23 protein-coding genes (1 of these 23 running past the window's edge) are annotated in these 25,086 nt (G+C 59.1%); 17 read left to right on the top strand and 6 right to left on the bottom strand.

Features of this window, described 5'->3' with window-relative positions:
* Positions 1-12: 12 nt before the first annotated feature.
* The 4 genes from atpG (at position 13) to glmU (ending at position 4,203) form a co-directional block, all read left to right on the top strand.
* Positions 13-879: a F0F1 ATP synthase subunit gamma gene (gene atpG, locus KI797_RS20795; protein ID WP_041206629.1), complete on the top strand. Its 867-nt coding sequence runs from the start codon at positions 13-15 to the stop codon at positions 877-879.
* Positions 880-912: 33 nt separating this feature from the next.
* Positions 913-2,301: a F0F1 ATP synthase subunit beta gene (gene atpD / locus KI797_RS20790; protein WP_041206630.1), complete on the top strand. Its 1,389-nt coding sequence runs from the start codon at positions 913-915 to the stop codon at positions 2,299-2,301.
* An 18-nt stretch (positions 2,302-2,319) separates the two neighbouring features.
* Positions 2,320-2,748, top strand: coding sequence for a F0F1 ATP synthase subunit epsilon (locus KI797_RS20785; RefSeq protein ID WP_025328862.1), 429 nt, complete (start codon positions 2,320-2,322; stop codon positions 2,746-2,748).
* A 93-nt stretch (positions 2,749-2,841) separates the two neighbouring features.
* Entirely contained in the window at positions 2,842-4,203 is a 1,362-nt protein-coding gene (glmU, locus tag KI797_RS20780) for a bifunctional UDP-N-acetylglucosamine diphosphorylase/glucosamine-1-phosphate N-acetyltransferase GlmU (RefSeq protein WP_161507795.1), read from the top strand.
* Between the two features lie 50 nt (positions 4,204-4,253).
* On the opposite strand, the gene creD is transcribed toward glmU, so the two are convergent.
* The 4 genes from creD to blrA form a co-directional block, all read right to left on the bottom strand.
* Positions 4,254-5,615: a cell envelope integrity protein CreD gene (gene creD / locus KI797_RS20775; RefSeq protein WP_226170895.1), complete on the bottom strand. Its 1,362-nt coding sequence runs from the start codon at positions 5,613-5,615 to the stop codon at positions 4,254-4,256.
* A gap of 117 nt (positions 5,616-5,732) precedes the next feature.
* Positions 5,733-6,527, bottom strand: coding sequence for an OXA-427 family carbapenem-hydrolyzing class D beta-lactamase (gene blaOXA, locus KI797_RS20770; RefSeq protein WP_226170892.1), 795 nt, complete (start codon positions 6,525-6,527; stop codon positions 5,733-5,735).
* 89 nt (positions 6,528-6,616) lie between these two features.
* A complete protein-coding gene (blrB, locus tag KI797_RS20765) occupies positions 6,617-8,053 on the bottom strand; it encodes a beta-lactam sensor histidine kinase BlrB (protein WP_226170889.1) in 1,437 nt (478 codons plus the stop codon).
* Positions 8,054-8,087: 34 nt separating this feature from the next.
* Entirely contained in the window at positions 8,088-8,762 is a 675-nt protein-coding gene (gene blrA, locus KI797_RS20760) for a beta-lactam response regulator transcription factor BlrA (protein ID WP_161507791.1), read from the bottom strand.
* A 123-nt stretch (positions 8,763-8,885) separates the two neighbouring features.
* Here blrA and KI797_RS20755 point away from each other — a divergent pair, with 123 nt between their 5' ends.
* The 6 genes from KI797_RS20755 to KI797_RS20730 all read left to right on the top strand — a co-directional run bounded on the left by KI797_RS20755 (position 8,886) and on the right by KI797_RS20730 (position 16,816).
* Positions 8,886-9,659 carry a DeoR/GlpR family DNA-binding transcription regulator gene (locus KI797_RS20755; protein WP_042650286.1) on the top strand — a complete coding sequence of 258 codons (774 nt, stop codon included), beginning with the start codon at positions 8,886-8,888 and terminating at the stop codon, positions 9,657-9,659.
* 56 nt (positions 9,660-9,715) lie between these two features.
* The gene (gene glmS / locus KI797_RS20750) at positions 9,716-11,548 is read left to right on the top strand and encodes a glutamine--fructose-6-phosphate transaminase (isomerizing) (protein ID WP_161507790.1); all 1,833 of its coding nucleotides are present in this window, start codon (positions 9,716-9,718) and stop codon (positions 11,546-11,548) included.
* Positions 11,549-11,689: 141 nt separating this feature from the next.
* Positions 11,690-12,517 (top strand): TnsA endonuclease C-terminal domain-containing protein, encoded by an 828-nt coding sequence (locus KI797_RS20745; RefSeq protein ID WP_226170886.1) that lies wholly within the window; start codon positions 11,690-11,692, stop codon positions 12,515-12,517.
* A complete protein-coding gene (locus KI797_RS20740) occupies positions 12,504-14,591 on the top strand; it encodes a Mu transposase C-terminal domain-containing protein (RefSeq protein WP_226170884.1) in 2,088 nt (695 codons plus the stop codon). The genes KI797_RS20745 and KI797_RS20740 overlap by 14 nt, the downstream gene beginning before the upstream one ends.
* A complete protein-coding gene (locus KI797_RS20735; protein WP_226170882.1) occupies positions 14,584-16,197 on the top strand; it encodes an ATP-binding protein in 1,614 nt (537 codons plus the stop codon). Before KI797_RS20740 ends, KI797_RS20735 begins: the two co-directional genes overlap by 8 nt.
* Complete coding sequence (locus KI797_RS20730; protein ID WP_319003236.1) at positions 16,133-16,816, top strand: TniQ family protein; 684 nt, start codon at positions 16,133-16,135, stop codon at positions 16,814-16,816. Before KI797_RS20735 ends, KI797_RS20730 begins: the two co-directional genes overlap by 65 nt.
* A 107-nt stretch (positions 16,817-16,923) precedes the next feature.
* On the opposite strand, the gene KI797_RS20725 is transcribed toward KI797_RS20730, so the two are convergent.
* Entirely contained in the window at positions 16,924-17,904 is a 981-nt protein-coding gene (locus KI797_RS20725; RefSeq protein ID WP_026141915.1) for an IS5-like element IS5 family transposase, read from the bottom strand.
* Positions 17,905-17,938: 34 nt separating this feature from the next.
* Here KI797_RS20725 and KI797_RS21180 point away from each other — a divergent pair, with 34 nt between their 5' ends.
* Complete coding sequence (locus KI797_RS21180) at positions 17,939-19,408, top strand: DEAD/DEAH box helicase (RefSeq protein ID WP_226170878.1); 1,470 nt, start codon at positions 17,939-17,941, stop codon at positions 19,406-19,408.
* Between the two features lie 306 nt (positions 19,409-19,714).
* On the opposite strand, the gene KI797_RS20715 is transcribed toward KI797_RS21180, so the two are convergent.
* Complete coding sequence (locus tag KI797_RS20715; RefSeq protein WP_005326226.1) at positions 19,715-20,491, bottom strand: LuxR family transcriptional regulator; 777 nt, start codon at positions 20,489-20,491, stop codon at positions 19,715-19,717.
* A gap of 212 nt (positions 20,492-20,703) precedes the next feature.
* Here KI797_RS20715 and KI797_RS20710 point away from each other — a divergent pair, with 212 nt between their 5' ends.
* The 6 genes in view from KI797_RS20710 to KI797_RS20685 are tightly spaced (at most 2 nt apart) and all read left to right on the top strand, a layout consistent with a single transcriptional unit that may run on beyond the window.
* Positions 20,704-21,465, top strand: coding sequence for a DUF3450 domain-containing protein (locus KI797_RS20710; RefSeq protein WP_226170876.1), 762 nt, complete (start codon positions 20,704-20,706; stop codon positions 21,463-21,465).
* Positions 21,462-22,757 (top strand): MotA/TolQ/ExbB proton channel family protein, encoded by a 1,296-nt coding sequence (locus tag KI797_RS20705; RefSeq protein ID WP_226170874.1) that lies wholly within the window; start codon positions 21,462-21,464, stop codon positions 22,755-22,757. The genes KI797_RS20710 and KI797_RS20705 overlap by 4 nt, the downstream gene beginning before the upstream one ends.
* On the top strand, positions 22,754-23,284 hold the full coding sequence (locus KI797_RS20700) for a MotA/TolQ/ExbB proton channel family protein (protein WP_025328851.1): 531 nt from the start codon (positions 22,754-22,756) through the stop codon (positions 23,282-23,284). The genes KI797_RS20705 and KI797_RS20700 overlap by 4 nt, the downstream gene beginning before the upstream one ends.
* A complete protein-coding gene (locus tag KI797_RS20695; RefSeq protein ID WP_005326222.1) occupies positions 23,281-23,682 on the top strand; it encodes an ExbD/TolR family protein in 402 nt (133 codons plus the stop codon). The genes KI797_RS20700 and KI797_RS20695 overlap by 4 nt, the downstream gene beginning before the upstream one ends.
* Complete coding sequence (locus KI797_RS20690; RefSeq protein WP_005326221.1) at positions 23,679-24,341, top strand: energy transducer TonB; 663 nt, start codon at positions 23,679-23,681, stop codon at positions 24,339-24,341. Before KI797_RS20695 ends, KI797_RS20690 begins: the two co-directional genes overlap by 4 nt.
* Before the next feature lie 2 nt (positions 24,342-24,343).
* A protein-coding gene (locus KI797_RS20685; protein ID WP_226170872.1) for a tetratricopeptide repeat protein crosses the window boundary here: on the top strand, positions 24,344-25,086 show its 5' portion. Its footprint extends 436 nt past the window's final position; 743 of the gene's 1,179 nt are visible here — the first part of the coding sequence; the start codon lies at positions 24,344-24,346; its stop codon lies beyond the right edge, outside the window.

Here is a 25,086-nt window from a genome sequence, read left to right as displayed (position 1 = left end):
TGGAGAGAAGAGATGGCCGGCGCAAAAGAGATACGTAACAAGATCGGGAGTGTGAAGAACACTCAGAAGATCACCAGCGCTATGGAAATGGTGGCAGCCAGCAAGATGCGCCGTGCGCAGGAACGCATGTCTGCCAGCCGTCCGTACGCTGAAACCATGCGCAAGGTGATCGGCCATATCGCTCAGGGGAACTTGGAATACAAGCACCCCTACCTCATCGAACGTGAGGTCAAGCGAGTGGGTTACATCGTCGTCTCCACCGACCGTGGCCTGTGTGGCGGCCTGAACATCAACCTGTTCAAAGCTGCCCTCAACGATATGAAGCAATGGAGCGCGAAAGGTGCCAAGGTTGACCTGGCACTGATCGGTAGCAAGGCCTCCAACTTCTTTGAACGGCACGGCGCCAAGGTGAAAGCCCACGTCTCCGGACTGGGTGATAACCCGAGCGTCAATGACCTGATTGGTTCAGTCAAGGTCATGCTGAAGGCTTACGACAACGGTGAGATTGACAGGCTGTACCTGGTGTACAACAAGTTCGTCAACACCATGGTTCAGCAACCAAAAGTCGATCAACTGCTGCCTTTGCCCGTAACAGAAGACAGCAAGCTCGCCAAGAAACACCACTGGGATTACCTCTATGAGCCTGATCCCAAGCAGCTGCTGGATACCCTGTTGATTCGCTACGTCGAATCCCAGGTGTACCAGGGTGTGGTAGAAAACTTGGCAAGTGAACAGGCAGCCCGAATGGTTGCCATGCAAGCCGCGACTGACAACGCCGGCAACCTGATTAACGATCTGCAACTGGTGTACAACAAGGCCCGTCAGGCCAGTATTACCCAGGAACTGACAGAGATCGTATCCGGTGCTGCTGCGGTGTAAGGCAAGGGTTATCAAAGGTTTAGAGGATTTGACATGAGTAACGGTTTCATCGTCCAAATCATCGGCGCTGTAGTGGACATCGAGTTCCCGCAGAATGCCGTGCCCCAGGTGTACGATGCACTGAAAGTCATCAGCGAAGGCCAAGGCCAGGGTCTGGTACTGGAAGTTCAGCAACAGATCGGCGGCGGCGTCGTTCGTTGCATCACCATGGGCTCCTCCGACGGTCTGCGTCGTGGGTTGGAAGTAGTTAACAGCGGCAAGGCCATCCAGGTACCGGTTGGTACCTCGACCCTGGGTCGTATCATGAACGTACTGGGCGAGCCCATCGACGAGAAGGGTCCGATCGGCGAAGAAGAGCGTTGGTCCATCCACCGCGAAGCTCCCAGCTACGAAGATCAGTCCAACAGCGCCGAGCTGCTGGAGACCGGCATCAAGGTTATCGACCTGGTTTGCCCGTTCGCCAAGGGTGGTAAGGTCGGTCTGTTCGGTGGTGCCGGTGTAGGCAAGACCGTCAACATGATGGAGCTGATCCGTAACATCGCGATCGAACACAGTGGTTACTCTGTATTCGCCGGTGTGGGTGAGCGTACCCGTGAGGGTAACGACTTCTACCACGAGATGATGGAGTCCAACGTACTGGACAAAGTATCTCTGGTTTACGGTCAGATGAACGAGCCGCCCGGAAACCGTCTGCGCGTCGCGCTGACCGGTCTGACCATGGCAGAGAAGTTCCGTGACGAGGGTCGTGACGTGCTGTTCTTCGTGGACAACATCTACCGTTACACCCTGGCCGGTACCGAAGTATCCGCACTGCTGGGCCGTATGCCTTCTGCAGTAGGTTACCAGCCGACCCTGGCCGAGGAGATGGGTGTTCTGCAAGAACGTATCACCTCCACCAAGACCGGTTCCATCACCTCAGTCCAGGCCGTTTACGTGCCTGCGGATGACTTGACCGACCCGTCTCCGGCGACCACCTTCGCCCACCTGGATGCGACCATCGTTCTGTCCCGTCAGATCGCGGCACTGGGTATCTACCCGGCCGTTGACCCGCTGGACTCCACCTCCCGTCAGCTGGATCCGCTGGTGGTAGGCAAGGATCACTACGAGACCGCTCGTGGTGTGCAGATCGTGCTGCAGCGCTACAAGGAGCTGAAGGACATCATCGCCATCCTGGGTATGGATGAACTGTCAGAAGAAGACAAACTGACCGTATCCCGTGCCCGTAAGATCGAGCGTTTCCTGTCCCAGCCGTTCTTCGTGGCCGAAGTATTTACCGGTTCTTCAGGTAAGTACGTGCCGCTGAAAGAGACCATTCGCGGTTTCCAGGGCATCCTGAAAGGCGAGTATGACGATCTGCCCGAGCAGGCGTTCTACATGGTTGGCGGTATCGACGAAGTCGTCGAGAAAGCCAAGAAACTGTAAGCCTCGATAGGAGGGCCCATGGCTGAGATGATCTCATTTCACCTGGATGTAGTGAGCGCCGAAGGGAAACTGTTTTCCGGTCGTGTGCAATCTGCCCAGGTAACAGGCTCCGAGGGTGAGCTGGGTCTCCGCCACGGTCATGCTCCGTTGCTGACTGCCATCAAGCCGGGCCTGGTCCGCTTGATCAAGCAAAATGGTAGCGAAGAGGTGCTGTACATCTCCGGCGGCATGCTGGAAGTACAACCCGAAGCCGTGACCGTGCTGGCCGATACCGCCATTCGTGCCGATGACCTGGATGAGGCGAAAGCCCAGGAAGCCAAGCGTCGTGCCGAAGAGCGGATCAGCAGCTCCCATGGTGATATCGACTATGCTCAGGCATCTGCCGAGCTGGCCAAAGCAATGGCCCAGCTGCGGGTTATCGATATCGTCAAAAAGAATTACCGCTAATCACGGTGATGTAAAAAGCGACCTTCGGGTCGCTTTTTTTTTGCCCGTTGGATAGACTCCGCCGGGTATTTCCTCATGTTTCAAAGGCTGGCTATGTCTCTCAACGTCGTGATCCTGGCTGCGGGTAAAGGTACTCGCATGCGTTCCGTTCTGCCCAAGGTGCTGCACCCCGTCGCCAACAAACCCATGGTGTCCCATGTGATCGACACCGCCCGCCAGATAGGTGCCGAGCAACTGCACCTGGTCTATGGCCACGGTGCCGAGCTGCTCAAGGAGCGGATCGCCGCCCCGGATCTCAACTGGGTACTGCAGGCGCAGCAACTGGGCACCGGCCATGCCGTCGCCCAGGCGATCCCGTTCTGGCAGGATGAGGATGATGTGCTGGTGCTCTACGGCGATACCCCGCTGATCCAGCCCGAGACCCTGCAACGGCTGCTGGCCGCCAAGGCCGACGACGGCATGGCGCTGCTGACCGTGGTGCTGGACAACCCCACCGGCTACGGCCGCATCGTGCGGGAAAACGGCCAGGTGGTCGGCATCGTCGAGCAGAAGGATGCCAACGCCGAACAGCTCGCCATCCGCGAGGTGAATACCGGCGTGCTGGTGGCCAATGGCGCCCAGCTGAGCGGCTGGCTGTCCCGTCTGGACAACAAGAACGCCCAGGGGGAGTTCTATCTCACCGACGTGATCGCCATGGCCCATGGGGATGGCTGCCCCATTGCCGCCGTCCACCCGGACAGCGCCATGGAGGTGGAAGGGGCCAACAACCGGGTCCAGCTGGCGGCCCTCGAGCGCAGCTATCAGCAGATGCAGGCCGAGAAGCTGATGATCGCCGGGGTCACCCTGATCGATCCGGCCCGCTTCGATCTGCGCGGCACCCTGGAGATCGGTGAGGAGGTGGTGATCGACGTCAACGTCATCATCGAGGGCAAGGTCAAGCTCGGCAACCATGTGCGCATAGGTGCTGGCGCTGTGCTGAAGGATTGCGAGATTGGCGATCACAGCGAGGTGAAACCCTACTCCGTTATCGAGGGTGCCCTGGTGGCCGATCAATGTTCGGTCGGCCCCTTCGCCCGTCTGCGCCCGGGTGCTGTGCTGGAGCAGGATGCCCACGTCGGCAACTTCGTCGAGATGAAGAAATCCCGTCTGGGGGTTGGCTCCAAGTGTGGTCATCTGACCTACCTGGGGGATGCGGACATCGGCGCCAAGGTGAATATCGGCGCCGGTACCATCACCTGCAACTACGATGGGGTGAACAAGTTCCAGACCATCATCGAGGATGACGTCTTCGTCGGCTCCGATACCCAGCTGGTGGCGCCGGTGCGCATCGGCAAGGGTGCGACTCTGGGGGCGGGTTCAACCATCACCAAGGATGTGGCCGAGCACGAGCTGGTGATTACCCGGGTGCCCCAGCGCCACATCAAGAACTGGGCTCGCCCGGTCAAGAAGAAGTGATGCCCGATCAATGAAATAAAACCGGCGCCCTGAGGGCGCCGGTTTTGTTTTCAGCTCTCCTGATTCGGGGTTGGGGAAGGGGGCGGGTTACCCATCACCCCATACCAGTCCAGCTTGCGGGTCAGCATCATGATCAGTGCCAATATGGTGAACAGCAGCAGGGCGCCGAGCAGCAGGGCTATCTCCTCGGCTTGCAGCAGCCCGAACAGGATGGCGTAGACCAGCCCGAGCAGGGCCGCGAAGCCGAGGCCCTGACGCGGCCCCCCCAGCACATGGCTGAGGTAGAAGCCGTTGAGCGACACGCTGGCGAGGCTGGCGACCAGATAAGCCCAGCCAAAGCCGAGGTGCTCGGTCAGCGCCAGCAACACCAGATAGAAGATGGCCAGACCCATGCCCACCAGGGCGTACTGGATCGGATGCACCCGCAGCCCCCTGAGCAGCTCGAACATGAAGAAGCTGAGGAAGGTGAGGCCGATGAACAGCAGGGCGTACTTGGCGGCCCGCTCGTTCAGCTGATAGTGATCCACCGGCTGCACCAGGCTGACGCTGAAGGTCGGCAACTCGCTCCCGGCTCCCTTCATCATGCGGGTGAAGCGCCGTTCCATGTCGGTGGCAAACCAGCTGGTCTGCCAGCTGGCGTCGAACCCATGATCGTTCAGGGTGCGGTTGCCGGGCAGAAAATCGCCGATGAAGTTGGGATGAGGCCAGTTGCCACTCAGGTTGAACCTGCTGTCCTGGCCGATCGGCACCACCTCGAGTGCGTTCATGCCCTGCAGGTTCAGCTCGATGTGAAAGCGGCCATCTTCCCCGGGCAGGCTGTCGAGCGGAGCATGGATGCCGGCCAGACCGTCTCCCAGCAGGGCGCCGGGGGTGAACTGAATGCGCCGCTCCCCCAGTTGCAGCTCGGGCACGCTGCTGATGCCGCGGGCATCGGACAGCACCAGGCTGAGGTAGGGCTTGCCAGGGATCAGGGCAGGATCCGCGGCGTCGAAGCTCAGGTCCGGGTTGCCGGCAACCAGTGCCTTGTCGGCCAGGCTGGCCGGCAAGTGGCCAGAGAGGGAGAGCCGGCCTTGATAGACCTGGGCCTGATAGATGCCGAGCTTGCGCGGGGTGACCTCCATGCTGGCCCGCACATCCAGCCTGTCCGGCAACAGGTAGCGATAGACCCGCTCCTCGCGCACGAAGCGCTTGCCATCCTGCTCGACGGTGACGGCCCTGGTATAGGGTTGCACCAGCACAGGCCCCAGCAAGCGCTGTGGCCCGCTGCTGCTGGCCATGATGCTGTGGATGGCCTGGCTGCGGTAAGCCTGGCGCACCCGGTTCAGATCCATGATGGCGTGAACCGGGATCATCAGCAGCAGGCAGAGCAACAGCAGCAGGGCGATCTTGTGGGTGATTATCTGTTTGACCATGGCGCATCTCCTTGTTGGTGAACGGGAGTGTGCCCTGGTCGGGTGAAGCGGGGATGGGGCCCTGTGAAGTGGGGGTGAAGGGGATAAAAAAACCGGCGCCTTGCGCCGGTCTTGGCATCACAGCTTCTTCAGCTGTTCTGGCAGTGCGGCAAACACCTCTTCCCTGGCCCTGAGGGAGGCAAACTGCTTGCCAGGCTTCTGGATGACGGTGTGGACGAAGATGAGCTTCTGATCCTGCTTGCTGGCCCAGCCGACGAACCAGCCGATCTGCTGATCCCGGTCGAGGCTGCCATCCAGCAGTTTGGGGTAGCCCATGCCGGTCTTGCCATGGATCTGCCAGCCATCGATGTCGGGCTGACGCAGGATATTGGCCGTGTGCTGCAGTGTCTGGGCGGAGACCGGCAGCTTGCCGCTCACCAGCTTGCCGAGAAAGCGTGCCTGCTCCTGGGGGCTGATGGCAAGGCTGGAACTGAGCCAGGCCTGGGTCAGGCCGTCATGTTTGCCAGGGTTGCCCGAGAGATCCCGGTTGCCGTAGTCGAAGCGGTCCACGTATTGCTGGAAGCGCGCCGCCCCCAGCCACTCGGTGAGGCGTTGGGAGTACCAGATCACCGAATAGGTCATCCAACGGCTCGGGGTGGTGGTCTGCTTCCATTCCGGCAGGAAGTCAGGGTCACCGGCTTTGAATGGCAGAGCTGGCAGTTGCTCATCCACCAGGAAGCCGCTGTCATAGCCCATCAGCGCCAGCGGGATCTTGAAGGTGGAGGCGGGAGGCAGCTGGCTGGCGCAGTCACCCTGGGCACTGAAGGGCTTGCCGCTGCCATCGGCGAACAGCAGGCAGCCGGTGGCGGCGCTGGCGGGCAGGGAGCAGAAGAGACCGGCGGCAAGCAGGCTGGATAACAGAATGCGGGACATGAACATCTCCTTGATTCATCAGAACGCGGGTAGACGGGTCCGGGCAGGACCCTATCCGAGGAGGCGCAGCTTAGCCCGGCTCTGTGTGTTCAGTGTGAAGTCTTCTGGCCGGCAGGCAGCCAGAGCTCGGCCAGCACGCCGCCTTCCGGCTGGTTGCCCAGGGTCAACCGACCGCCGTGCTGGCGGGCCACCTCGGCGGCAAAGCTGAGCCCCAGGCCGCTGCTCTTGCCCTTGTCGGGCCTGGGCAGGGAGTAGAAGCGCTCGAAGATGCGTGGCAGCGCGTAGTCCGGAATACCTGGCCCCTGATCCCGTACCCGGAAGCAGTACCCCCCCTCCTCCATGGCGCCGCTCAGCCGGATGTGACCCCCGGCGGGTGAGAAGTCGAGAGCGTTGTCCAGCAGGTTGCCCAGCGCCTGCTCCACCAGCAGGGGATCCCACTTCTGCCTGGGGGCGTCGGCTAGCTCTGCCCCCAGGGCCACCTGACGACGGACAGCGACTATCTGGCGGGCATCGAGCGCCCGCCTGCCCAGCGTGGCAGGGGCTGTGGCCTGTCTGTCCAGCCCCGGCCCCGATTCGAGGCGCGCGAGCTGCAGCATACGCTCGATCAGCTGCTGCATGCGGGCCGTCTCCAGATTGATGTTGCCAATAAAGCGCCGCGCCACCTCGGGTGGCGGTGCCTCGGCGAGGATCTCCCCTGCCCCGCGGATGGCGGCCAGCGGGCTTTTGAGCTCGTGGGTCAGGCTGTGCACATAGGCTTCGATATAGGCCTTGCCATCCAGCTGGCGGCGCATGGTCTCGAGGGATCGACCGAGCCGGTCCAGCTCGGGGCTGTGGAGCCTTGGCAGACTGGCGGGCTGGCCCTGGCTGACCGCATCGGCGTAGTGCACCAGCTTGCCGATGGCGCGGTTGAGCCACCACACCAGCAGGGTGCCGATGAGCAATGAGATGAACAGCAGCAGGGCGGCCCCCTGCAATAGCTGGTGCTCGCTGCGCTCTATCATGGGCAGCAGGGTGCGGTTGGGCTTGGCAACCGTGAGAGAGCCCAGGATCTCCTCCCCCTCGCGCAGGGGGGCGGCAACGTGCATCACCGAGCTGGCGGGATCGTCCGGATCGCTGCGGGTGCTGCGGGCGCCGTATTCGCCGCGCAAGGTGCGGTAGACGTCGTTCCAGCGGGAATAGTCCTTGCCCAGATCCACCCCGTCCGAGTCATAGACCACCTTGCCCTTGGCGTCGACCACATAGATGCGGTACTCCGCCTGCTGTTTGAGGTGTCCGTCGATCAGGGCGTTGATGGGGCTCTGGTTGAGGCGGGAGAAGGCGCTGGCCAGCCGGCCATCCGCCATCTTCCCCTCCTGCAGATCGTCCAGGGCCAGGGGGGCCAGCAACTGGGCCATGTCCACCAGGGTATCCTCGGTGGCGCTGCGCACCCCGGGTTTGATCTCCTCGACGAAGATCTCCAGCACGAACCAGGCGGCCAGGGCGAAGATGAGCACCAGGCCGCACAGCAGTTGCAATCCGATTCTCATCTCATCCCCCGGCCGGTGCCCGGCAACCCTGAGTTCATGCCAATTCCAGGCTGTAGCCCAGCCCGCGGTGGGTCAGGATCAGATTGGCCTCGGAGTCCCGCTCCCGCAGCTTGGCGCGCAGGGTCTTGATGTGGGTGTCGACGGTGCGATCCAGGCTCTCTTCGGCCCCGCTCCACACCAGATCCATCAGCTGCTGGCGGGAGTAGACCCGGCCCGGCGCCTGCATGAGAGTCTTGAGCAGCAGGTATTCGTAGCGGGTGAGGGTGAGAGGCTGACCGTGGAAGCAGATGCGGGCCCGCTCCTCGTCCAGTGCCAGCAGAGCGCTGGGCTGGGGGGCGCTCGGCTGGCTGCGGCGCAGTATCACCCTCACCCTGGCGCACACTTCCCGCGGCGAGAACGGCTTGGCCACGTAGTCGTCGGCCCCTATCTCCAGCCCGATCAACCTGTCTATCTCCTCGCTGCGGGCGGTGAGAAACATCAGGGGAGTGTCGGTCAGGGCCCGCACCTGCTTGCACAGCTCGAAGCCGCTGATGTCCGGCAACCCCACATCCAGGATCAGAAAATCCGGGCGCGACCGTTCCAGTCGCGCCAGCAACGGCTGCCCGAGGGGAAACCACTCCACCTCGAAACCATCGGTCTGCAGGGCATAGATCAGGGTGTCGGCGATGCTGGCCTCATCTTCCACCAGCCAGATGACTCGTTTTTGCATGGCGTCCTCGTCACAAATCGGCCTGACCATTCTGGCATCGAACCAAATCGGATCCTATTTGCCGTTTGATTTTTCCCAAAAAGGTATTAATATTTCGCCACTCTTTCGAATCGAAACTTTAAGATGACCAAACGCAACACTCAACAGCGCCGTCACACCATAGTGACCCTGGTGCAGGAACAGGGCGAAGTCAGTGTCGATGCCCTGGCCAAGCACTTCTCCACCTCGGAAGTGACCATCCGCAAGGATCTGGCCGTGCTAGAGACTGGCGGTCTGCTGCTGCGTCGTTACGGTGGTGCCGTGCCCCTGCCGAGCGAGATGGTGGTGGACAGCAATCCGGATCAAGTTTCGAAACGAAAGCTGGCCATCGCCCGTGCCGCCGCCGAGCGCATCCGCGATCACAACCGCGTCATCATCGACAGCGGCAGCACCACCAGCGCCATGATCCCCATGCTGGGCAGCAAGCGCGGGCTCATCGTGATGACCAACTCCCTCAACGTGGCCGGCGCCCTGCGCGAGCTGGAAAACGAGCCTACCTTGTTGATGACCGGCGGCACCTGGGATCCCCACTCCGAATCCTTCCAGGGGCAGGTGGCGGAGCAGGTGCTGCGCTCCTATGACTTCGACCAGCTGTTCATCGGCGCCGACGGCATAGACCCGGAGCGGGGTACCACCACCTTCAACGAGCTGGTGGGCCTCTCCAGGGTGATGGCCGAGGTGTCCCGCGAGGTCATCGTCATGGTCGAGTCGGAGAAGATTGGCCGCAAGATCCCCAATCTCGAACTGCCCTGGTCGAGCATCCATACCCTGGTGACCGACGAGGGGCTGGCCAGCGAGGCCAGAGCACAGATCCAGGCCAGGGGGATCGCGCTGATTTGTGCTCCCGTGGCGGTTTAACCCAAACATCCAACTATCCAAACGAATTTCCGTTTTTACCTCTTGAGGAGAAGTCTATGTGTGGCATCGTCGGGGCCGTCGCCCAACGTGATGTGGCTGAAATCCTGGTAGAAGGCCTGCGCCGTCTGGAATACCGCGGCTATGACTCCGCCGGTGTGGCGGTGTTCAGCGCCGATCGGCCGCTGCAGCGAGTGCGCCGTCTGGGCAAGGTGGCCGAGCTGGCCAAGGCGCTGGAAGAGCAGTCCGTCCATGGCGGCACCGGCATTGCCCACACCCGCTGGGCGACCCACGGCGAGCCCTCCGAGCGCAATGCGCACCCCCACGTCTCCGAGCACATAGTCGTAGTGCACAACGGCATCATAGAGAACCACGAAGAGCTACGCAGCCAGCTGCAAGGCATGGGCTACGAGTTCAGTTCCGACACCGACACCGAGGTGATCGCCCACCTGGTTCACCACGAGCTGAAATCCGCCCCCAGCCTGCTGGCGGCCATGCAAGTCACGGTGAAGCAGTTGCGCGGTGCCTATGGCACAGTGGTGATGGACAGCCGTGACGACAGCCGCGTGGTGGTAGCCCGTTCCGGCTCCCCCCTGGTGATTGGCCGCGGCATCGGCGAGAACTTCATCGCCTCCGACCAGATGGCCCTGCTGCCGGTGACCCGCCGCTTCATCTTCCTTGAAGAGGGAGACGTGGCCGAGGTGACCCGTCGCGACGTGCACGTCTTCGATACCAATGGCAACGCCGTGGTACGCGAGGAACTGGAGTCCGAGCTCTCCCACGACGCAGGTGACAAGGGCGAGTACCGCCACTACATGCTCAAAGAGATCTACGAGCAGCCCAAGGCCATCACCAACACATTGGAAGGCCGTCTGGGCAACGATCACGTGGTGGTCGAGTCGTTCGGCAACGGCGCCCGCGCCATCTTCGACAAGGTGGAGCACGTCCAGATCGTGGCTTGCGGTACTTCCTACAACTCCGGCATGGTTGCCCGCTACTGGTTTGAAGAGATAGCCGGCGTCTCCTGCGACGTGGAGATTGCCTCCGAGTTCCGCTATCGCAAGTCCGTGGTGCGCCCCAACAGCCTGCTGGTGACCCTGTCCCAGAGCGGCGAGACCGCAGACACCCTGGCGGCCCTGCGCCTGGCCAAGGAGTCCGGCTACATGAGCTCCCTGGCCATCTGCAACGTGCCGGGCTCCTCCCTGGTGCGCGAATCCGACCTGGCCTTCATGACCCGGGCCGGTGCCGAGATTGGCGTCGCCTCCACCAAGGCCTTCACCACCCAGCTGGCCGGCCTGCTGATGCTGGTGGCCTCCGTCGGTCACTGTCGCGGCAACCTGAGCGCCGCCGCCGAGGCCGAGCTGGTCAAGGCGCTGCAAGCCCTGCCGCTACGCATCAAGGAGAGCCTGGCGCTGGCCAAGGATATTGAAGCCCTGGCCGAAGAGTTTGCCGACAAGCACCACAGCCTGTTCCTCGGCCGTGGCAGCCAGTACCCCATCGCCATGGAGGGGGCGCTCAAACTCAAGGAGATCTCCTACATCCACGCCGAGGCCTATGCCGCAGGTGAGCTCAAGCACGGCCCGCTGGCCCTGATCGATGCCGAGATGCCCATCATCGTCGTGGCGCCGAACAACGATCTGCTGGAGAAGCTCAAGTCCAACGTGGAAGAGGTGCGCGCCCGTGGCGGTATCCTCTATGTGTTCGCCGATGCGGACGCTGGCTTCAAGAGCGACGAGACCATGCGGGTGATGAGCCTGAATCACGTGGAAGAGATGATTGCCCCCATCGTCTATACGGTGCCGTTGCAACTGCTCTCCTACCACGTCGCCCTCATCAAGGGCACCGACGTGGATCAGCCGCGCAACCTGGCGAAATCCGTCACCGTGGAATAAGCCGTTGTCAGACATGAAAAAAGATGTGGGATGAAAATAAAGTATCATCCATGAAAATAAAGTTTCATCCTTGAAAATAGAGTTTCATCCTAAGCCAGCGTGCGCTATGTTGATGGTATCAACTAGGACGTTGGCTTTTTTATGGCTGGAACATTCAAGGGCCTGACTCAGGCTCAGATCGATAGAAGGCTGAAGGAGGGGCGCGGTCAAGGCCGAGGATCTGACTACAAGCCGTTCATCTACACTAGGGATGTATCTTCTCTGGGGCGTTCCCACCGCCTGTTCGGCAATAAATGCCGACGTATGCACCACCTCCTTTCCGACTTAGAACTCGCCGTCTTCCTCACTCTGGATTGGTCTCCCAAGGTCATCGATATCCGGGAGCAATTTCCCCTTCGGGTCGAGGACACCGTCCGCCTTGCTGAAACTTATGGGCTTCCACACGGCAAGTTTCAGGGGATCCCGCAGGTGCTTAGTTCCGACTTTCTGGTGGACTTCGATGATCCCACGCGCCCGGCTATGGCGCTCCAAGCAAAATACAGCGCAGACCTCAAGAAACCTGAAGTCATCGAGCGCCTAGAGCTCGAAAGGCGTTACTGGGAAGAGAAAGAGATCTCCTGGGCCATTGTCACCGAGAGGGAGATCTCCCGGACGGCATTTGCCAACATCCAGTGGCTCTATCCCGCCCAGACCGAGGAAGATATTGTCCTCAACGACCTCGAACGCTATTACAACTTGTTCCTGTGCGAGTTCCAACGCCATCCAGATAAGACTCTAACGAGCATTGCTCAGAGCCTAGATGTGGCTTACAAGCTTGAACCAGGACTGGCACTCTATTGGTTGCGTCAGTTGCTCGCTCGCCACTATTTTCTCTTCGATATAAGCAAACTTTACAGGGAGCTCAAGCCGGGTGATTTATTCGTCAATCCCCATCAAGAACAGCAGGAGATACGCCATGTTCCCGGTTAACTTGGTGATCCAGATGGGCGAGGTACGCAGACGTTTGCTCTGGTGTAACGCAGAGCAGGCCATCTGGATAGATATTGAGTCGAGCTTGGCATTTCCAGAAACGGTTTCAGTTGCAGAGCTGGAGAGGCTGCTTATAGCCGGGGAGCTGAGACGTATCGATGATCCTTTTTTGGATGTCATCCTTCGGGAGGTCGAGGAAGGGTCAAGTGACCAGCAAAAGCGCGATTCTGCCTGGGAGATGCTGGCAGAGGCAGTTTGTGACACAGGCCTGTTTGAGCGCCAACCCAGAGGGGAAATCGTCAAGGGCATAATGGAGCGCCACGGTATCACCAAGCAGACGGTGTACCGGCTTCTGCGGCGCTACTGGCAACGGGGCATGTGCAAGAATGCCTTACTACCGGATTACTCCAATTCGGGAGGCCGTGGCAAGAGACGCAAACCTGACCAGGCCAAGCTGGGGCGGCCTAGGGCAGTCAGGGATGGACAGGGAAGTAATGTGACTCCCGAGATAGAGCGTATTTTCAGGCGCGTCATAGAGGAGCGACTGCTTAAGGAAAAACATCCTTCGATTCCAGACGTCTACGCAGCCAGCCTGAACCCGCTCGGTGTCATGTTTCCCGGCTTACCGACACATGATCTGCCGACACTGGAGCAATTCCGTTACTTCTACAAACGTGAGTACCACTTCACCGAGACCTTGGAGCGCCAGACATCTGCGGTAGATTTCGCCAAGGACATCAAGCCGATCAGGGGGACATCGACGACAGAGGCTCTGGGACCTGGTTACCGCTACCAGATAGACGCCACCATTGCTGACATCTACCTGATATCGGAACACGATCGCAGTCTGATCGTCGGCAGACCTGTTGTTTACATGGTAATCGATGTGTTTAGCCGGATGGTGACGGGCATGTACATCGGGTTTGAGGGGCCATCTTGGATTAGTGCCATGGTGGCCCTAGCTAATACCACTGCCGACAAGGTGGAATATTGCCGCCAGTATGGCGTGGATATTGAAGCTGGAGATTGGCCTGTGCAGGGCTTGCCTGATGTGGTGCTGGCGGACAAAGGCGAACTGAACGGAACCAAAGTTGAGGTGTTCGCCGAATCCTTCGGAGTTCGCGTTGAGAATGCACCAGCCAGGCGTGGGGATGCCAAGGGTATTGTAGAGCGCCAGTTCAGGACGGTGCAGGAACGTTTTAAGCCCTACATCAGCGGTGTGGTCGAGGGCCAAATCAGCCGCAAGCGCGGTGGCCATGACTACAGACTCGACGCTAGCCTGACACTGTCAGAATTCACTAGGAGCATCATCGCTGGTGTCCTTTGGCACAACAACTTCCACGTCTTAAGTAAATACGACAGGACTGCCGGTATGCCCGGCGATCTGCCCGCTATACCAGCTAGGTTGTGGCATTGGGGGCTGAGTAACCTGACGGGCCGGTTACGGGTCGCACCTCAGGATCTGGTTCGCATCAACTTGCTGCCCCATGAACAAGCCACAGTCTCAGAGTTAGGCATAAGGCTATTTGGTTGCTTCTACACCAGCCATGAGGCTCTGAAATCTGGCTGGTTCCACCGGGGGCAAGGTCATAGACCCGAAAAGGTGCTGGTTGCCTACGATCCGCGCAGCGCAGACCACATCTACATTCGCCCCTCCAACAGCCTCAAAGAGTACTGGATTTGTGATCTAGCCGATCGCAGTAGGCGCTTCCGGGGGATGACCTTCTGGGATGTCTGGCTGCTATCCAAGGAGGAGCGCAGAAGTGATGCTAACGCTGCTATGGAGGGGATGAAGGAAAGGGGCAGGCTACTCGAGAAGATCGAGGCCATCGCTGCTTTTGCGGAAGATGCCAGTCCCATCAAAACCGGCATGACCAAGAAGGACCTGGGAACCCAGATCCGCGAGAACAAGCAGAATGAAAAGCGCCATGAGCGTCGCCAAGGGGCCTTTAGGCCAGCGAGAGTACAGTCAGGTAAGCCAGCCGATGTGATCCCGCTGAGGGGGGAGAAACCAGACGACTATGCTTATCCAGATCTTGGCGTCCTAATCTTTGGGGAGGGGGACCATGACTGACGAGATCCGCAGCGGTACCATCCCCTTGGCCCAATACCTTGAGCAGCAACTGCCGGAATATCAGGACAACCCGCTTATCAGCGCCTTGCCACCCATACCTGATCTGCAAGAGGTGGTTACCCAACTCCAGGCTGTGCCTAGCTTCGATCCTCAGGAGGCATTCCTTGATGGGAGGCTCAGGGCCCATGCCATCGCCCGCCTGCTGCATGGTTTCTTTCAGCCTCTGACCCACCACCTTGAGCTGGAAGCCAAGATCAGCCTGATGATCCGTCAAGGTTACATTGGTCGGAACCCTGCCAATGGTGCTTGGTATTCTCACCTCCAAAATGGTTACCGTCGTGTGGAGGAAGAGGATTTAGATGCTGCTGTCTACCAGAGTGTATCTTCGACGGCAAGCAGTCTGTCTCTGTTCGGCTGCTCTGGTTGCGGCAAGACCCGTACCCTAGAGCGGATTTTGGGAATGTACCCCCAAGCCCTCCATCATCTCGACTACAACATCACCCAGCTGACCTACCTGAAAGTAGACTGCCCCATTGATGGCGATCTAGACGAGCTTTGCCTGAGCTTTTTCAACCAAGTAGATAGGGTGTTGGGTACTCATTACAGCCGAAGTCATGGTCGTAAGAAACTGGGAACCAAGCGCCTGCTGGCCAGCATGTGCCAGATCGCCAATCTTCATGCTCTTGGAGTATTGATCATCGATGAGGTTCAGAACCTCAACGAGGCTAGGTCTGGCGGGGCTGAGAAGATGCACAATTTCTTCGTATCTTTGGTCAACACCATAGGAGTGCCCATCATTCAGGTGGGCACACACAGGGCCAGCAAGTTCTTCCAGCGCACGTTCAGGGCTGCTCGACGTATCACCGGCTTGGGCAGCGTCCGCTGGGATAGGCTGCCAAGAGACGATCAATGGAAACGGCTCTTGAAACGGCTTTGGAAGTATCAGTGGGTGCGAAATACCTACCCCTTGGACGATGAGCTTGAGGCGACCATGTATGAGCTCACTCAGGGGGTCATGGATATCGTCATCAAGTTGTTTGCACTGGCGCAGATCCGGGCCATCGTGACGGGTGCTGAATGTATCAAGCCAATGTTGCTGCGCAAAGTCTACGAGGATGAGTTCAAGCCGGTTCATCCCATGCTGGCAGCATTGCGGAGCAACAGGCCGGAACTTATCGCCAAGTACGATGACCTTCTGATGCCAGAAATAGAAGGCAAGCTGATCTCCCTTACACAGTCATTGGACAGAATTACAGAATCCAAACCATTGGCACCATCAGCCGACGACAGGGCAAAAAAGCTGGCGGCCTTGCTCGAGGGACTTGAGATCCCCAAGGATATTGCCATCCCCATGGCTGATGAGCTGCTGGCCGAGAATCCCGATATTCCTTTGGCAGTATTGATCCACAAGGCGACCTCCTACCAAGTTCAAGACAAACCCAAAACTTCTGGATTCTCCAGAGTGAAGCGGACTGAATGGGGTCAGTTACCTCACGACGACTTGCGGCGATGCTTTACCTGCGGACCTGAAGGCGAGGTTTATGGCAAGATCAAAGAGGTTGGTCTGGTGTTCGACCTGCAGGCGTTGTTGGGCAAGGCGAGCTGACATGTATTTCCCCAGACTTTATCCAGATGAGCTCCTCTATAGCGCCATCGCCCGCTGCCGGGTTCATTTGGGGGTTGACTGCCATAAGAGCCTATTGAGGGAGCTGTTCGGTGATACCAAAGTAGCAGCAATTACCGACCTGCCCAGCCATTTGGAAAGCCTAGCGAGCAACACGGGCTTGAATGCAGGTGATCTGGTAGTCAACCACACCCTATTTCCGCTTTATTCGCCTTTTATCCCGCAGGAGCGCCGACAAAGACTTATCCAGGCCATGCTGGCTCCAGACATGCCCGTAGTTATAGGCCTAGCTGGTGCCTCGACTGCACGGGTCAAATGGCCCGATTGGTTGCGGTACTGCCCGCTTTGTATCGAGGATATGGTGGCAAAATTTGGGGAGCCGTATTGGCGGCGAAGCTGGCAGGTTCAGGGCGTGGACATCTGCCCAGTCCACGGTTGTGTGCTTGTTGATTCACCTATCCTGTTCAGGCGAGCACAGAGGCACGAATTCCATGCAGCCTCTTCCTTATTCCTGTCGCATAACACCACTGCTCAAACCGGCGGGGAAGGAGCGGATAGGCTAGGGAAGGTGCGAATAAGCGGGGAAATTCTTCTCGGCTGACTCAGTCATTTCATTTTTTCAGTTTGAGCCGATCTTTTCTCCCGTAAATGCCTTGAATCAGCCTATTTAGACCGTTTCTTCGCCATTTAAGGCGTTATTCCCAGTTTTTAGTGAGATCTCTCCCACTGACGTATCATTTGGTCCGCCCGAAACAGGTTGGCCAGCGTGAATAACATCGCCAGTTGGTTATCGTTTTTCAGCAACCCCTTGTATCTGGCTTTCACGAAGCCGAACTGTCGCTTGATGATGCGAAATGGGTGCTCCACCTTGGCCCGGATGCTGGCTTTCATGTATTCGATGTTGATGGCCGTTTTGTTCTTGCGTGGATGCTGTTTCAAGGTTCTTACCTTGCCGGGGCGCTCGGCGATCAGCCAGTCCACATCCACCTCAGCCAGCTCCTCGCGCTGTGGCGCCCCTTGGTAGCCGGCATCGGCTGAGACAAATTGCTCCTCTCCATGCAGCAGATTACCCAGCTGATTGAGGTCATGCTCGTTGGCCGCGGTGGTGACTAGGCTGTGGGTCAGGCCACTCTTGGCATCGACACCAATGTGGGCCTTCATGCCAAAGTGCCACTGATTGCCTTTCTTGGTCTGATGCATCTGCGGATCGCGTTGCTGCTCTTTGTTCTTGGTCGAGCTGGGTGCCTCAATGATGGTGGCATCGACCAAGGTGCCTTGAGTCATCATGACGCCTGCTTCGGCCAGCCAGCGATTGATGGTCTTGAACAATTGGCGGGCCAGTTGATGCTGCTCCAGCAGGTGGCGGAAATTCATGATGGTGGTGCGGTCCGGCAAGGCGCTATCCAGGGATAACCGCGCAAACAGACGCATGGAGGCGATTTCGTACAGAGCATCTTCCATCGCGCCATCGCTCAGGTTGTACCAATGCTGCATGCAGTGAATGCGCAGCATGGTTTCCAGCGGATAGGGCCGACGACCATTACCGGCTTTGGGATAAAACGGCTCGATGACTTCCACCATGTTTTGCCATGGCAGAATCTGCTCCATGCGGGACAAGAAAATCTCTTTTCTGGTCTGACGGCGCTTACTGCTGAATTCACTGTCGGCGAAGGTAAGTTGATGACTCATGATGAACCCTGTTCCATGGCTCCAGATGACAAACATGATCTCATATCAGGGACTTGTTCGCACCTTCCCTAGCCAAGTCGAGTTGGTTTTGGCCAACATGATCCATATGCCAATAGCCTCATTACCTTCGCAGCTTATTGCGCGGTTAAAGCGGCTGGCGACATTTTCCAATCCTCAGTTCTTTAAAACACAGGCCCTGCGGTTTTCAACCGCAGGGATCCCTCGCCACATCTGCTGTGCGAGGATGGAGGGAAACTACCTGAGTTTACCGCGAGGAACGCAGGATGCGGTGCTCGAGTTGCTGGCAGGACAAGACATTACCACTGTTCTGCGTGATGAACGTACCGAAGGCACGCCATTGAAAGGGATCCGTTTCCTAGGTTCGTTGCGTAAAGAGCAGTTATCGGCTGTGAATACGCTGGCAGAGCAGGACGTTGGGATCCTCCATGCGCCGACGGCATTTGGGAAAACCATCACAGCGATAGGAATGATCGCCAAGCGTCGGGTCAATACCTTGGTGTTAGTGCACAGTAAGGAGCTGGTGTTGCAGTGGCAGGAGCGGCTTCAGTCATTTCTGGCTGATGTGGAGATCGGTGTCGTGTTCGGGGGACGGGCAAAGCCAACCGGCCAAATCGATGTGGCAACGTATCAAAGCTTGCTGTCTCGCACTGACAACATCATCAAGCCGTTTGCGTTCGAATATGGTCAAGTCATTGTCGATGAGTGCCATCACTTGTCGGCTCCCCGGTACGGACATCTACTGAGTGAGCTCAGCCCTCGTTATGTCATGGGAGTGACGGCAACACCTCAGCGCCAGGATGGGCACCAACCAATCATCTTCATGCAGGCTGGCCCAATCCGTTTCCACGCGAGAGCGAAGGAACAGGCAGATTTTGCGAAGACGCTGTACCGCTGCATAGTCAACACCACGCCGCCGGCGGCATTGATGGACAAGGAGCACAAGCCTCATATTTCGGCCGTCTTCAAATGGCTTATTGAGGAAGAGACGAGGACGGAACGGATCGTGTCGGATATTACACGCAGCATTCAGCTGGGACGAAGCCCTATCGTGCTGACAGAGCGCCGTAGCCATGCAGAAGATCTGAGCAAGCGTCTTGAGGCATTAGGTTACCAGACCTCAACATTAAAAGGCGGTATGAAGGCATCCCAGATGCGGGAAGAGAAAGCGCGTTTAGAACAGGTCGATGTGGTGATTGCTACCGGCAAGTATGTCGGTGAGGGATTTGACTTACCACGCTTGGACACACTGTTTTTAGTGCTGCCTATCTCTTGGAAAGGAACCCTGGCGCAATACGTCGGACGGATCCATAGAGTGAGTGATGGTAAAGCCGAGGTTCAAGTGTATGACTACATCGATATTGGCCATCCTATGCTGGAGAAAATGTTTGGCCGACGGGCTAAGGGTTATGCCGCAATGGGCTATCGCATCGAGGAAGCTGGTTCAGGCAATTCTCCTAGACAGGGCGTTATGACGGGGCTTTGAGATATATATTTATCTAGGAGCCGCGTCGAGGGAAGATGACCCTCTTCGAAGAGGATCATCGTCAAACCATGAGTTTGGTTTGTGAGAAAGTCACATGATCTTACGAGATAAGGATGAAACTTTATTTTCATGCATCTAGCCCCATGCAGTTTTATGGCACGGATTTAGGATGATACTTTAGCTTCTGTTTTGATCGAAAATACGGCCAAAAGCGGCAGTTTTTCTGCTATCTAGGATGAGACTTTATTTGCATCCCACAAAAGAGCCGCTGTTGCGGCTCTTTTTGTTTGGCTGGCGGGGTTGCCGTTACGACAGCCGCAGGTTGGTGATGGTCACGTCGTCCAGCGAGGGCACTATGATGCCGCTGGAGATGCTCTTGGCGATCGCCTGGTTGCGGTTCTTCGAATCCGTCTTGTTGGTGACCTGATTGAGGTGGAAGTTCACTGTGCGTTCGCTGATGCCGAGTATGGTGGCTATCTCCCAGGAGGTCTTGCCCTCGCTGGCCCAGAACAGGCACTCCTTCTCCCGGTCCGACAGCTCGGCCAGATGCTTCATCAGGTCTGGCCTGCTCTTTATCAGCTGCAGCGCCGCGTTGAAGATGTAGCTGGCACAAAATGACAGCATGGGAACGTTTTCAAACATCAGGTCAGAGTTGGACCTTTCCTTGCTGATGAAGGAGAGGATGCCGTGTTCCCCCTGAGGGGTGTGCAGCGGGAAGGAGACACCGTTTCTCACGCCAAAGTCGGCGGCGAGGTTCATCACTTCCCGGCTGGCGCTGGGCAGCCAGGGGGAGTCGCAGTCGAGCTTGTTCCAGAAGATGGGCTGGGTCTGCTTCAGGCCCAGGAATACCACAGGATCCTGGGTCAGGTAGTGCCGCTCCGTGTAGGCATCAAACCAGCTGGTCGGGCAGTTGTTGAACAAGGCCACGTGTGATTTCTGCATGCTGATGGGAAAAATGATCAGCAACCGAAAGTAATCAAAGCCCATCTGATGGCTGAAGCGCTCCAGTTGTTGCTGGATATCGCTGGTCTTCTTGGCCTTGGTGAACCGATCTATGTGTTCCCAGATCGCATCGTTAAACATGTAAGTCTCCTTCTTCGACCACTTATCATCCTGATCGAAAAGACATTTTTTAGTTATTTAAAATGGTGTTGTGACTACCAACGCCAGTTGTTCCCGTGCTTGTCTAAAAAGTATCCTGTTTTTTCAGCCACAGGCCAAGAAAATCATCTGATTGCCAGTGGCACGACTCTTTGAGACAATGAGAATAGTTATCATTGTTAAGATTGTGTACCATGAAAAAGATCTGGGGTCTGGCCTTGTTGCCATTGGCCGTTCATTTCGTCGCCTCGGCAGACGATCTGGTCGCGCCCGCACTGAAAAACAGCATCGCGGATGGGAAAGCCTCCCAACAGCGCGTAGAAAAGGCGGCCGATGCCGCCGTTGCCGCCCGGCTGGAGCTGCAAAATGCCCAGTTGCAACTGCGGGATCTGGAAGCCTACAACCGCTACATGCAGTCTCTGGTGGCCGATCAGCAGAATGAGCTGGGCAAGCTGACTCAACAGCTGGAAGCGGTGCAGGAGACCCGTCAGGGCCTGATCCCGCTGATATTACAGATGCAGGCGGATCTGGAACAGCTGGTGCAGGATGACATTCCCCTGCGCAAGGAGGACCGTCTGGCGCGGGTCGAGCAGCTGAAGGTGACCCTGGCCAGGGCGGATGTGAGCGAGGCGGAGAAGTTCCACCAGTTGCTGCAGGCCTACCAGATCGAGGCCGAATACGGCAGCCGGATGGATGCCTATCCCGCCCAGCTGGCCCTGGATGGTGCCGAGCGCCGGGTCGATGTGCTGGCGCTTGGTCGCGTCTCCCTGCTGGCCATGACAGCCGATCGCACCCAGGGCTGGCGCTGGTCCGCCGAGAGCAAGACCTGGTTGCCGCTGGATAGCGAGTGGCTCACCCCCCTTGCCGATGCGCTGGACATGGCGGCCGACAAGAAAGTCCCGCAACTGTTGCATCTGCCCCTGTCTGTCGCGCGTAGCCAGGAGGCTCAGTCATGAAATGGTTCCCCCTTCTGATCACCCTTTCCCTCTGCTCCCATCTGGCTGTTGCCAATGAAGAGTGGCAACAGCAGGAACAAGCCCGCGAGCAACAGGCACAGCAGGATCTCGCATCTGTCTCCACCGAATTGCACAGTGCCCGCGCCAGGTTGGCCGAGGCTCAGCGCCTGAGCAAGGAGCTGGCCGGCCAGTTTGCCAGCAATGAAAAGCAGCTGGTCGAGCTCAACACCCGCTGGGAGCAGGCCTCCGGCGACATGAACGAGATCTTCGCGGTGACCCGTCAGGGCGCCAGCGATGCGGTCAAGCTGCTGGATGACTCCTCGGTGCAGGGCCAGTATCCGGATCGCCTGACAGCCTTGAAGGCCATGGCCCAGGACAAGCAGGTGCCGGATCGCGCCGCCCTCGCCCTGCTGCCCGCCACCCTGTTGCAGGAGATCCGCGAGTCGGGTCGGGTTGTCCAGTTCGATGGCAAGGTGCTCAATGCCCAGGGCACGGCCAGTGAGCAGGCGCTGACCCGGGTCGGCAGCTTCGCGCTGTTTGGCAGCGAAGGCTTCCTGCAACCGAGCGGCGAAGGGCTGATCCCAGTACTGGGACTGCCCGGCGGCTTGCTGTCCGAACTGACCGCCTATAAGGGCAAGGAAGGCGAGGCGTTGCCGCTGGATCCCTCCCACGGCGTCCTGCTCGAGATGCAGGCCCAGGCACCGACCTTCTGGCAGCAAGTCCAGCAAGGGGGCCAAGTAGGCGCCATCATAGTGCTGCTGGCCGCCATCGGCCTCGGCATTGCCGCCGTACGGCTCTGGACCCTCTCCCGCGAACTGACCCTGGTGCGTCGCCAGCTCAAGAGCGGCGAATACCACGCCGACAACGCCCTCGGTCGGGTGCTGACGGTGGCGGACAAACACCCGGAGCTGAGCATGGAGACCCTCGAACTGCGTCTTGATGAGGCGATCCTGCAGGAGACCCCTCGCATGGAGCGTGGCATCGGCATGGTCAAGGTGATCGCGGCCATTGCCCCCATGCTGGGGCTGCTCGGCACCGTGACCGGCATGATAGGCACCTTCCAGGCCATCACCCAGTTCGGTACCGGCGATCCCAAGATCATGGCGGGCGGCATCTCCATGGCGCTGATCACCACGGTTCAGGGGCTGGTGGCCGCCATTCCGCTGATCCTGGCCCACAGCCTGCTGCAATCCCGTTTCACCGAGCTCTCCAATGTGCTGGAGCAGCAGGTCGCCGGCATTCTGGCCGAACGGGCCGAGAATAACGGGGACGGGATGGAGCGGGTGGCATGATGGTCGACATCTGGCAACAGTTGCAGAGCTTCATGGGCCGTGGCGGCCCCGTGCTCTGGGTCATTCTGGCCTTGCTGGTGCTGATGTGGATTCTGATGATCGAGCGGTTGCTCTACCTCAACCTGGGCTTCGGCCCGCTGCAACGGCAGCTGTTCGGCCGCTGGCAGGGACGCAGCGAGCGCCACAGCTGGCATGCCAAGGCAATCCGCAGCCGCTGGCTGGCCGAGGCCGAGCTCGAGCTCAACCGCCATCTCATCTTCATCCGCACCCTGGTGGTGCTCTGCCCCATGCTGGGCCTGCTCGGCACTGTGACCGGCATGATAGGCGTATTCGATGCGTTGGCCGCTGCCAACCGCTTTAACCCGGAGAGCATGGCGGGCGGGATCTCCCGCGCCACCATCCCCACCATGGCAGGCATGGTGGTGGCGCTCTCCGGCGTGTTGTTACTCAGTCGTCTCGAGAGCCAGGCCAAGCGTGCGCTGGCCAAGACCCGGGACGGCCTGCGAGAAGAGAAGGTAATGCAATGAGACGGCAATCCAAACGCCAGCGTGATGAAGTGCAGATCGACATGACCCCCATGCTGGATATCGTGTTCATCATGCTGATCTTCTTCATCGTGACCACCTCCTTCGTACGGGAAGCCGGGCTAGAGGTGCACAGGCCCCAGGCGAGCCAGGCCAAGGCGCAGAAGTCCTCCAGCATCATGCTGGCGATCGGCGCCCAAGGGCAGATCTTCCTCGACCGCAAACAGGTGGATGTGGAGCGGGTGCAGGCCAGTCTGGCCCGCCTGCTGTCGGAGCAGCCCGAAGCCAGCCTGGTGATCCAGGCCGATGAGCGGGTGCCCCATGGCAAGGTGGTGCGGGTGATGGATGAGGCCAAGGCGGCAGGCATCGCCAATATCGCCGTGGCGGTGGCGCCGAAATGAAGTTCAAGCTGATGAGCCTGGGGCTGGGGATTGCTCTCAGCCTGGGGATCCTGCTGTTTATGGCCACGCTGGTGGAGCCGCCCAGAGGGGAGAAGGCGAGCGCCGAGCAGAAATCCATTGTCATCAACATGCAGACCGAGGTGAACGAGGTGCAGGTGCGCGAGCGTCCGGTACCCCAGGAGCCGGAACCCTTGCCGGAGCCTCCCGCCGCTCTGGCGTCCACGCCCATGCCCATGCCGGCGGCAGCGCCGCTGCCCTCGGTGCAGCCCAGCCTGGATCTGGTATCCAGCCTGAGCGCGGTGCAGGTATCTGCCCCCGGGGTCGCAACCAGCCCTACCCCGGTGGCGAGCGGCAGCTTCCATGGTCAGTCACAGGGCGCGGGCATAGGGGTCGGCGACATGCTGACCCCTTTGCAGCGGGTCGAACCCGTCTATCCCTATCGGGCCCAGCAGGCCGGCATAGAAGGCTCGGTGACCCTGCGCTTTAGCGTCGATGCCGAGGGGCGGGTACAGGATGTGGAAGTGATCGACGCCAAACCCAAGCGGCAGTTCGAGCGGGCGGCGATTCAGGCCGTCAGCAAGTGGCGCTACCAGCCAAGACCGGGTGCCACCGACAAGCTGGTGCAAACCATCAATCTCAAATTCAAATTGGAGTCATAACCATGTTGCGGATCTGGATCTGCCTGCTGGCCCTGGTCAGCCAAGCCTGTCTGGCCATGGAAGTGAGCCCTCATTTCTCCCGTCAGCTGGAGCCCGTGATGAAGCTCTATCAGTCGGGTCAGTGGCAACAGGCCCAGAACAAGGCGACCGGGCTCAAGCCTGGCTCCGATGCCGAGCGTGCCTGGCTGGCCCAGTTGCAGGCTTCACTGGCGGCCAACTTGCAGCAGACCGCACAGGCGAGTCGCTACGTGGAGCAGGCGCTGGCCTATAAAGAGTGGCCCGAGCAGCAGCAGCTCCAGTTGCTGCGTCTGCGTGGGGATATCCAGGCCCAGCAATCCAACTGGTCAGGCGCCATCGCCAGTTACAAGGCGGCACTGGCACTCAAGTCCGACGATGCCTTGCGTCTGCGTCTGGCCGGCCTCTATTACCACAACAAGCAATATGGCGAGGCGGTCAGCCAGAGCGAGCAGTTGCTGAAGAAAGGTTGGCACAAGCAGACGGCGATCATTCGCCTCTCCGCCCTCACCGCCCTGCAACGTTATGGCGCAGCGGCAGAGCAGGCAGAAGAGCTGATCCGCCACGAACCAAAAGAGAGCAAGTGGTGGCAACAGGCTGTATCGCTCAACCTCTCCGCCAAGCGCGGAGACCAGGCGCTGGCGCTGTTGCAGACCGCCATCGACCGTCAACTGATGGATGATGCCGCCGCCCGCAACCAGCTGATCCGGCTCTATGCCTGGCAGGGGCT

Origin of the sequence: Aeromonas media (genome assembly GCF_020423125.1) — a bacterium.
Taxonomy (GTDB): Bacteria; Pseudomonadota; Gammaproteobacteria; order Enterobacterales; family Aeromonadaceae; genus Aeromonas; species Aeromonas media.
The sequence above is the reverse complement of the archived record's forward strand: the minus strand, read 5'-3'. Positions and strand labels throughout refer to the sequence as shown.

What these genes read in the sequence shown, in the direction of transcription:
- glmS (WP_161507790.1), top strand. Translation starts at nt 9,716, where the DNA reads ATGTGTGGCATCGTCGGGGCCGTCGCCCAACGTGATGTGGCTGAAATC.
- KI797_RS20690 (WP_005326221.1), top strand. Translation starts at nt 23,679, where the DNA reads ATGAAGTTCAAGCTGATGAGCCTGGGGCTGGGGATTGCTCTCAGCCTG.
- KI797_RS20695 (WP_005326222.1), top strand. Translation starts at nt 23,281, where the DNA reads ATGAGACGGCAATCCAAACGCCAGCGTGATGAAGTGCAGATCGACATG.
- KI797_RS20735 (WP_226170882.1), top strand. Translation starts at nt 14,584, where the DNA reads ATGACTGACGAGATCCGCAGCGGTACCATCCCCTTGGCCCAATACCTT.
- atpD (WP_041206630.1), top strand. Translation starts at nt 913, where the DNA reads ATGAGTAACGGTTTCATCGTCCAAATCATCGGCGCTGTAGTGGACATC.
- KI797_RS20745 (WP_226170886.1), top strand. Translation starts at nt 11,690, where the DNA reads ATGGCTGGAACATTCAAGGGCCTGACTCAGGCTCAGATCGATAGAAGG.
- KI797_RS20705 (WP_226170874.1), top strand. Translation starts at nt 21,462, where the DNA reads ATGAAATGGTTCCCCCTTCTGATCACCCTTTCCCTCTGCTCCCATCTG.
- KI797_RS21180 (WP_226170878.1), top strand. Translation starts at nt 17,939, where the DNA reads ATGATCTCATATCAGGGACTTGTTCGCACCTTCCCTAGCCAAGTCGAG.
- KI797_RS20715 (WP_005326226.1), bottom strand. Translation starts at nt 20,491, where the DNA reads ATGTTTAACGATGCGATCTGGGAACACATAGATCGGTTCACCAAGGCC.
- blrA (WP_161507791.1), bottom strand. Translation starts at nt 8,762, where the DNA reads ATGCAAAAACGAGTCATCTGGCTGGTGGAAGATGAGGCCAGCATCGCC.
- KI797_RS20755 (WP_042650286.1), top strand. Translation starts at nt 8,886, where the DNA reads ATGACCAAACGCAACACTCAACAGCGCCGTCACACCATAGTGACCCTG.
- KI797_RS20730 (WP_319003236.1), top strand. Translation starts at nt 16,133, where the DNA reads ATGGCAAGATCAAAGAGGTTGGTCTGGTGTTCGACCTGCAGGCGTTGT.
- KI797_RS20785 (WP_025328862.1), top strand. Translation starts at nt 2,320, where the DNA reads ATGGCTGAGATGATCTCATTTCACCTGGATGTAGTGAGCGCCGAAGGG.
- glmU (WP_161507795.1), top strand. Translation starts at nt 2,842, where the DNA reads ATGTCTCTCAACGTCGTGATCCTGGCTGCGGGTAAAGGTACTCGCATG.
- KI797_RS20740 (WP_226170884.1), top strand. Translation starts at nt 12,504, where the DNA reads ATGTTCCCGGTTAACTTGGTGATCCAGATGGGCGAGGTACGCAGACGT.
- KI797_RS20710 (WP_226170876.1), top strand. Translation starts at nt 20,704, where the DNA reads ATGAAAAAGATCTGGGGTCTGGCCTTGTTGCCATTGGCCGTTCATTTC.
- blrB (WP_226170889.1), bottom strand. Translation starts at nt 8,053, where the DNA reads ATGAGAATCGGATTGCAACTGCTGTGCGGCCTGGTGCTCATCTTCGCC.
- KI797_RS20725 (WP_026141915.1), bottom strand. Translation starts at nt 17,904, where the DNA reads ATGAGTCATCAACTTACCTTCGCCGACAGTGAATTCAGCAGTAAGCGC.
- blaOXA (WP_226170892.1), bottom strand. Translation starts at nt 6,527, where the DNA reads ATGTCCCGCATTCTGTTATCCAGCCTGCTTGCCGCCGGTCTCTTCTGC.
- KI797_RS20700 (WP_025328851.1), top strand. Translation starts at nt 22,754, where the DNA reads ATGATGGTCGACATCTGGCAACAGTTGCAGAGCTTCATGGGCCGTGGC.
- creD (WP_226170895.1), bottom strand. Translation starts at nt 5,615, where the DNA reads ATGGTCAAACAGATAATCACCCACAAGATCGCCCTGCTGCTGTTGCTC.
- atpG (WP_041206629.1), top strand. Translation starts at nt 13, where the DNA reads ATGGCCGGCGCAAAAGAGATACGTAACAAGATCGGGAGTGTGAAGAAC.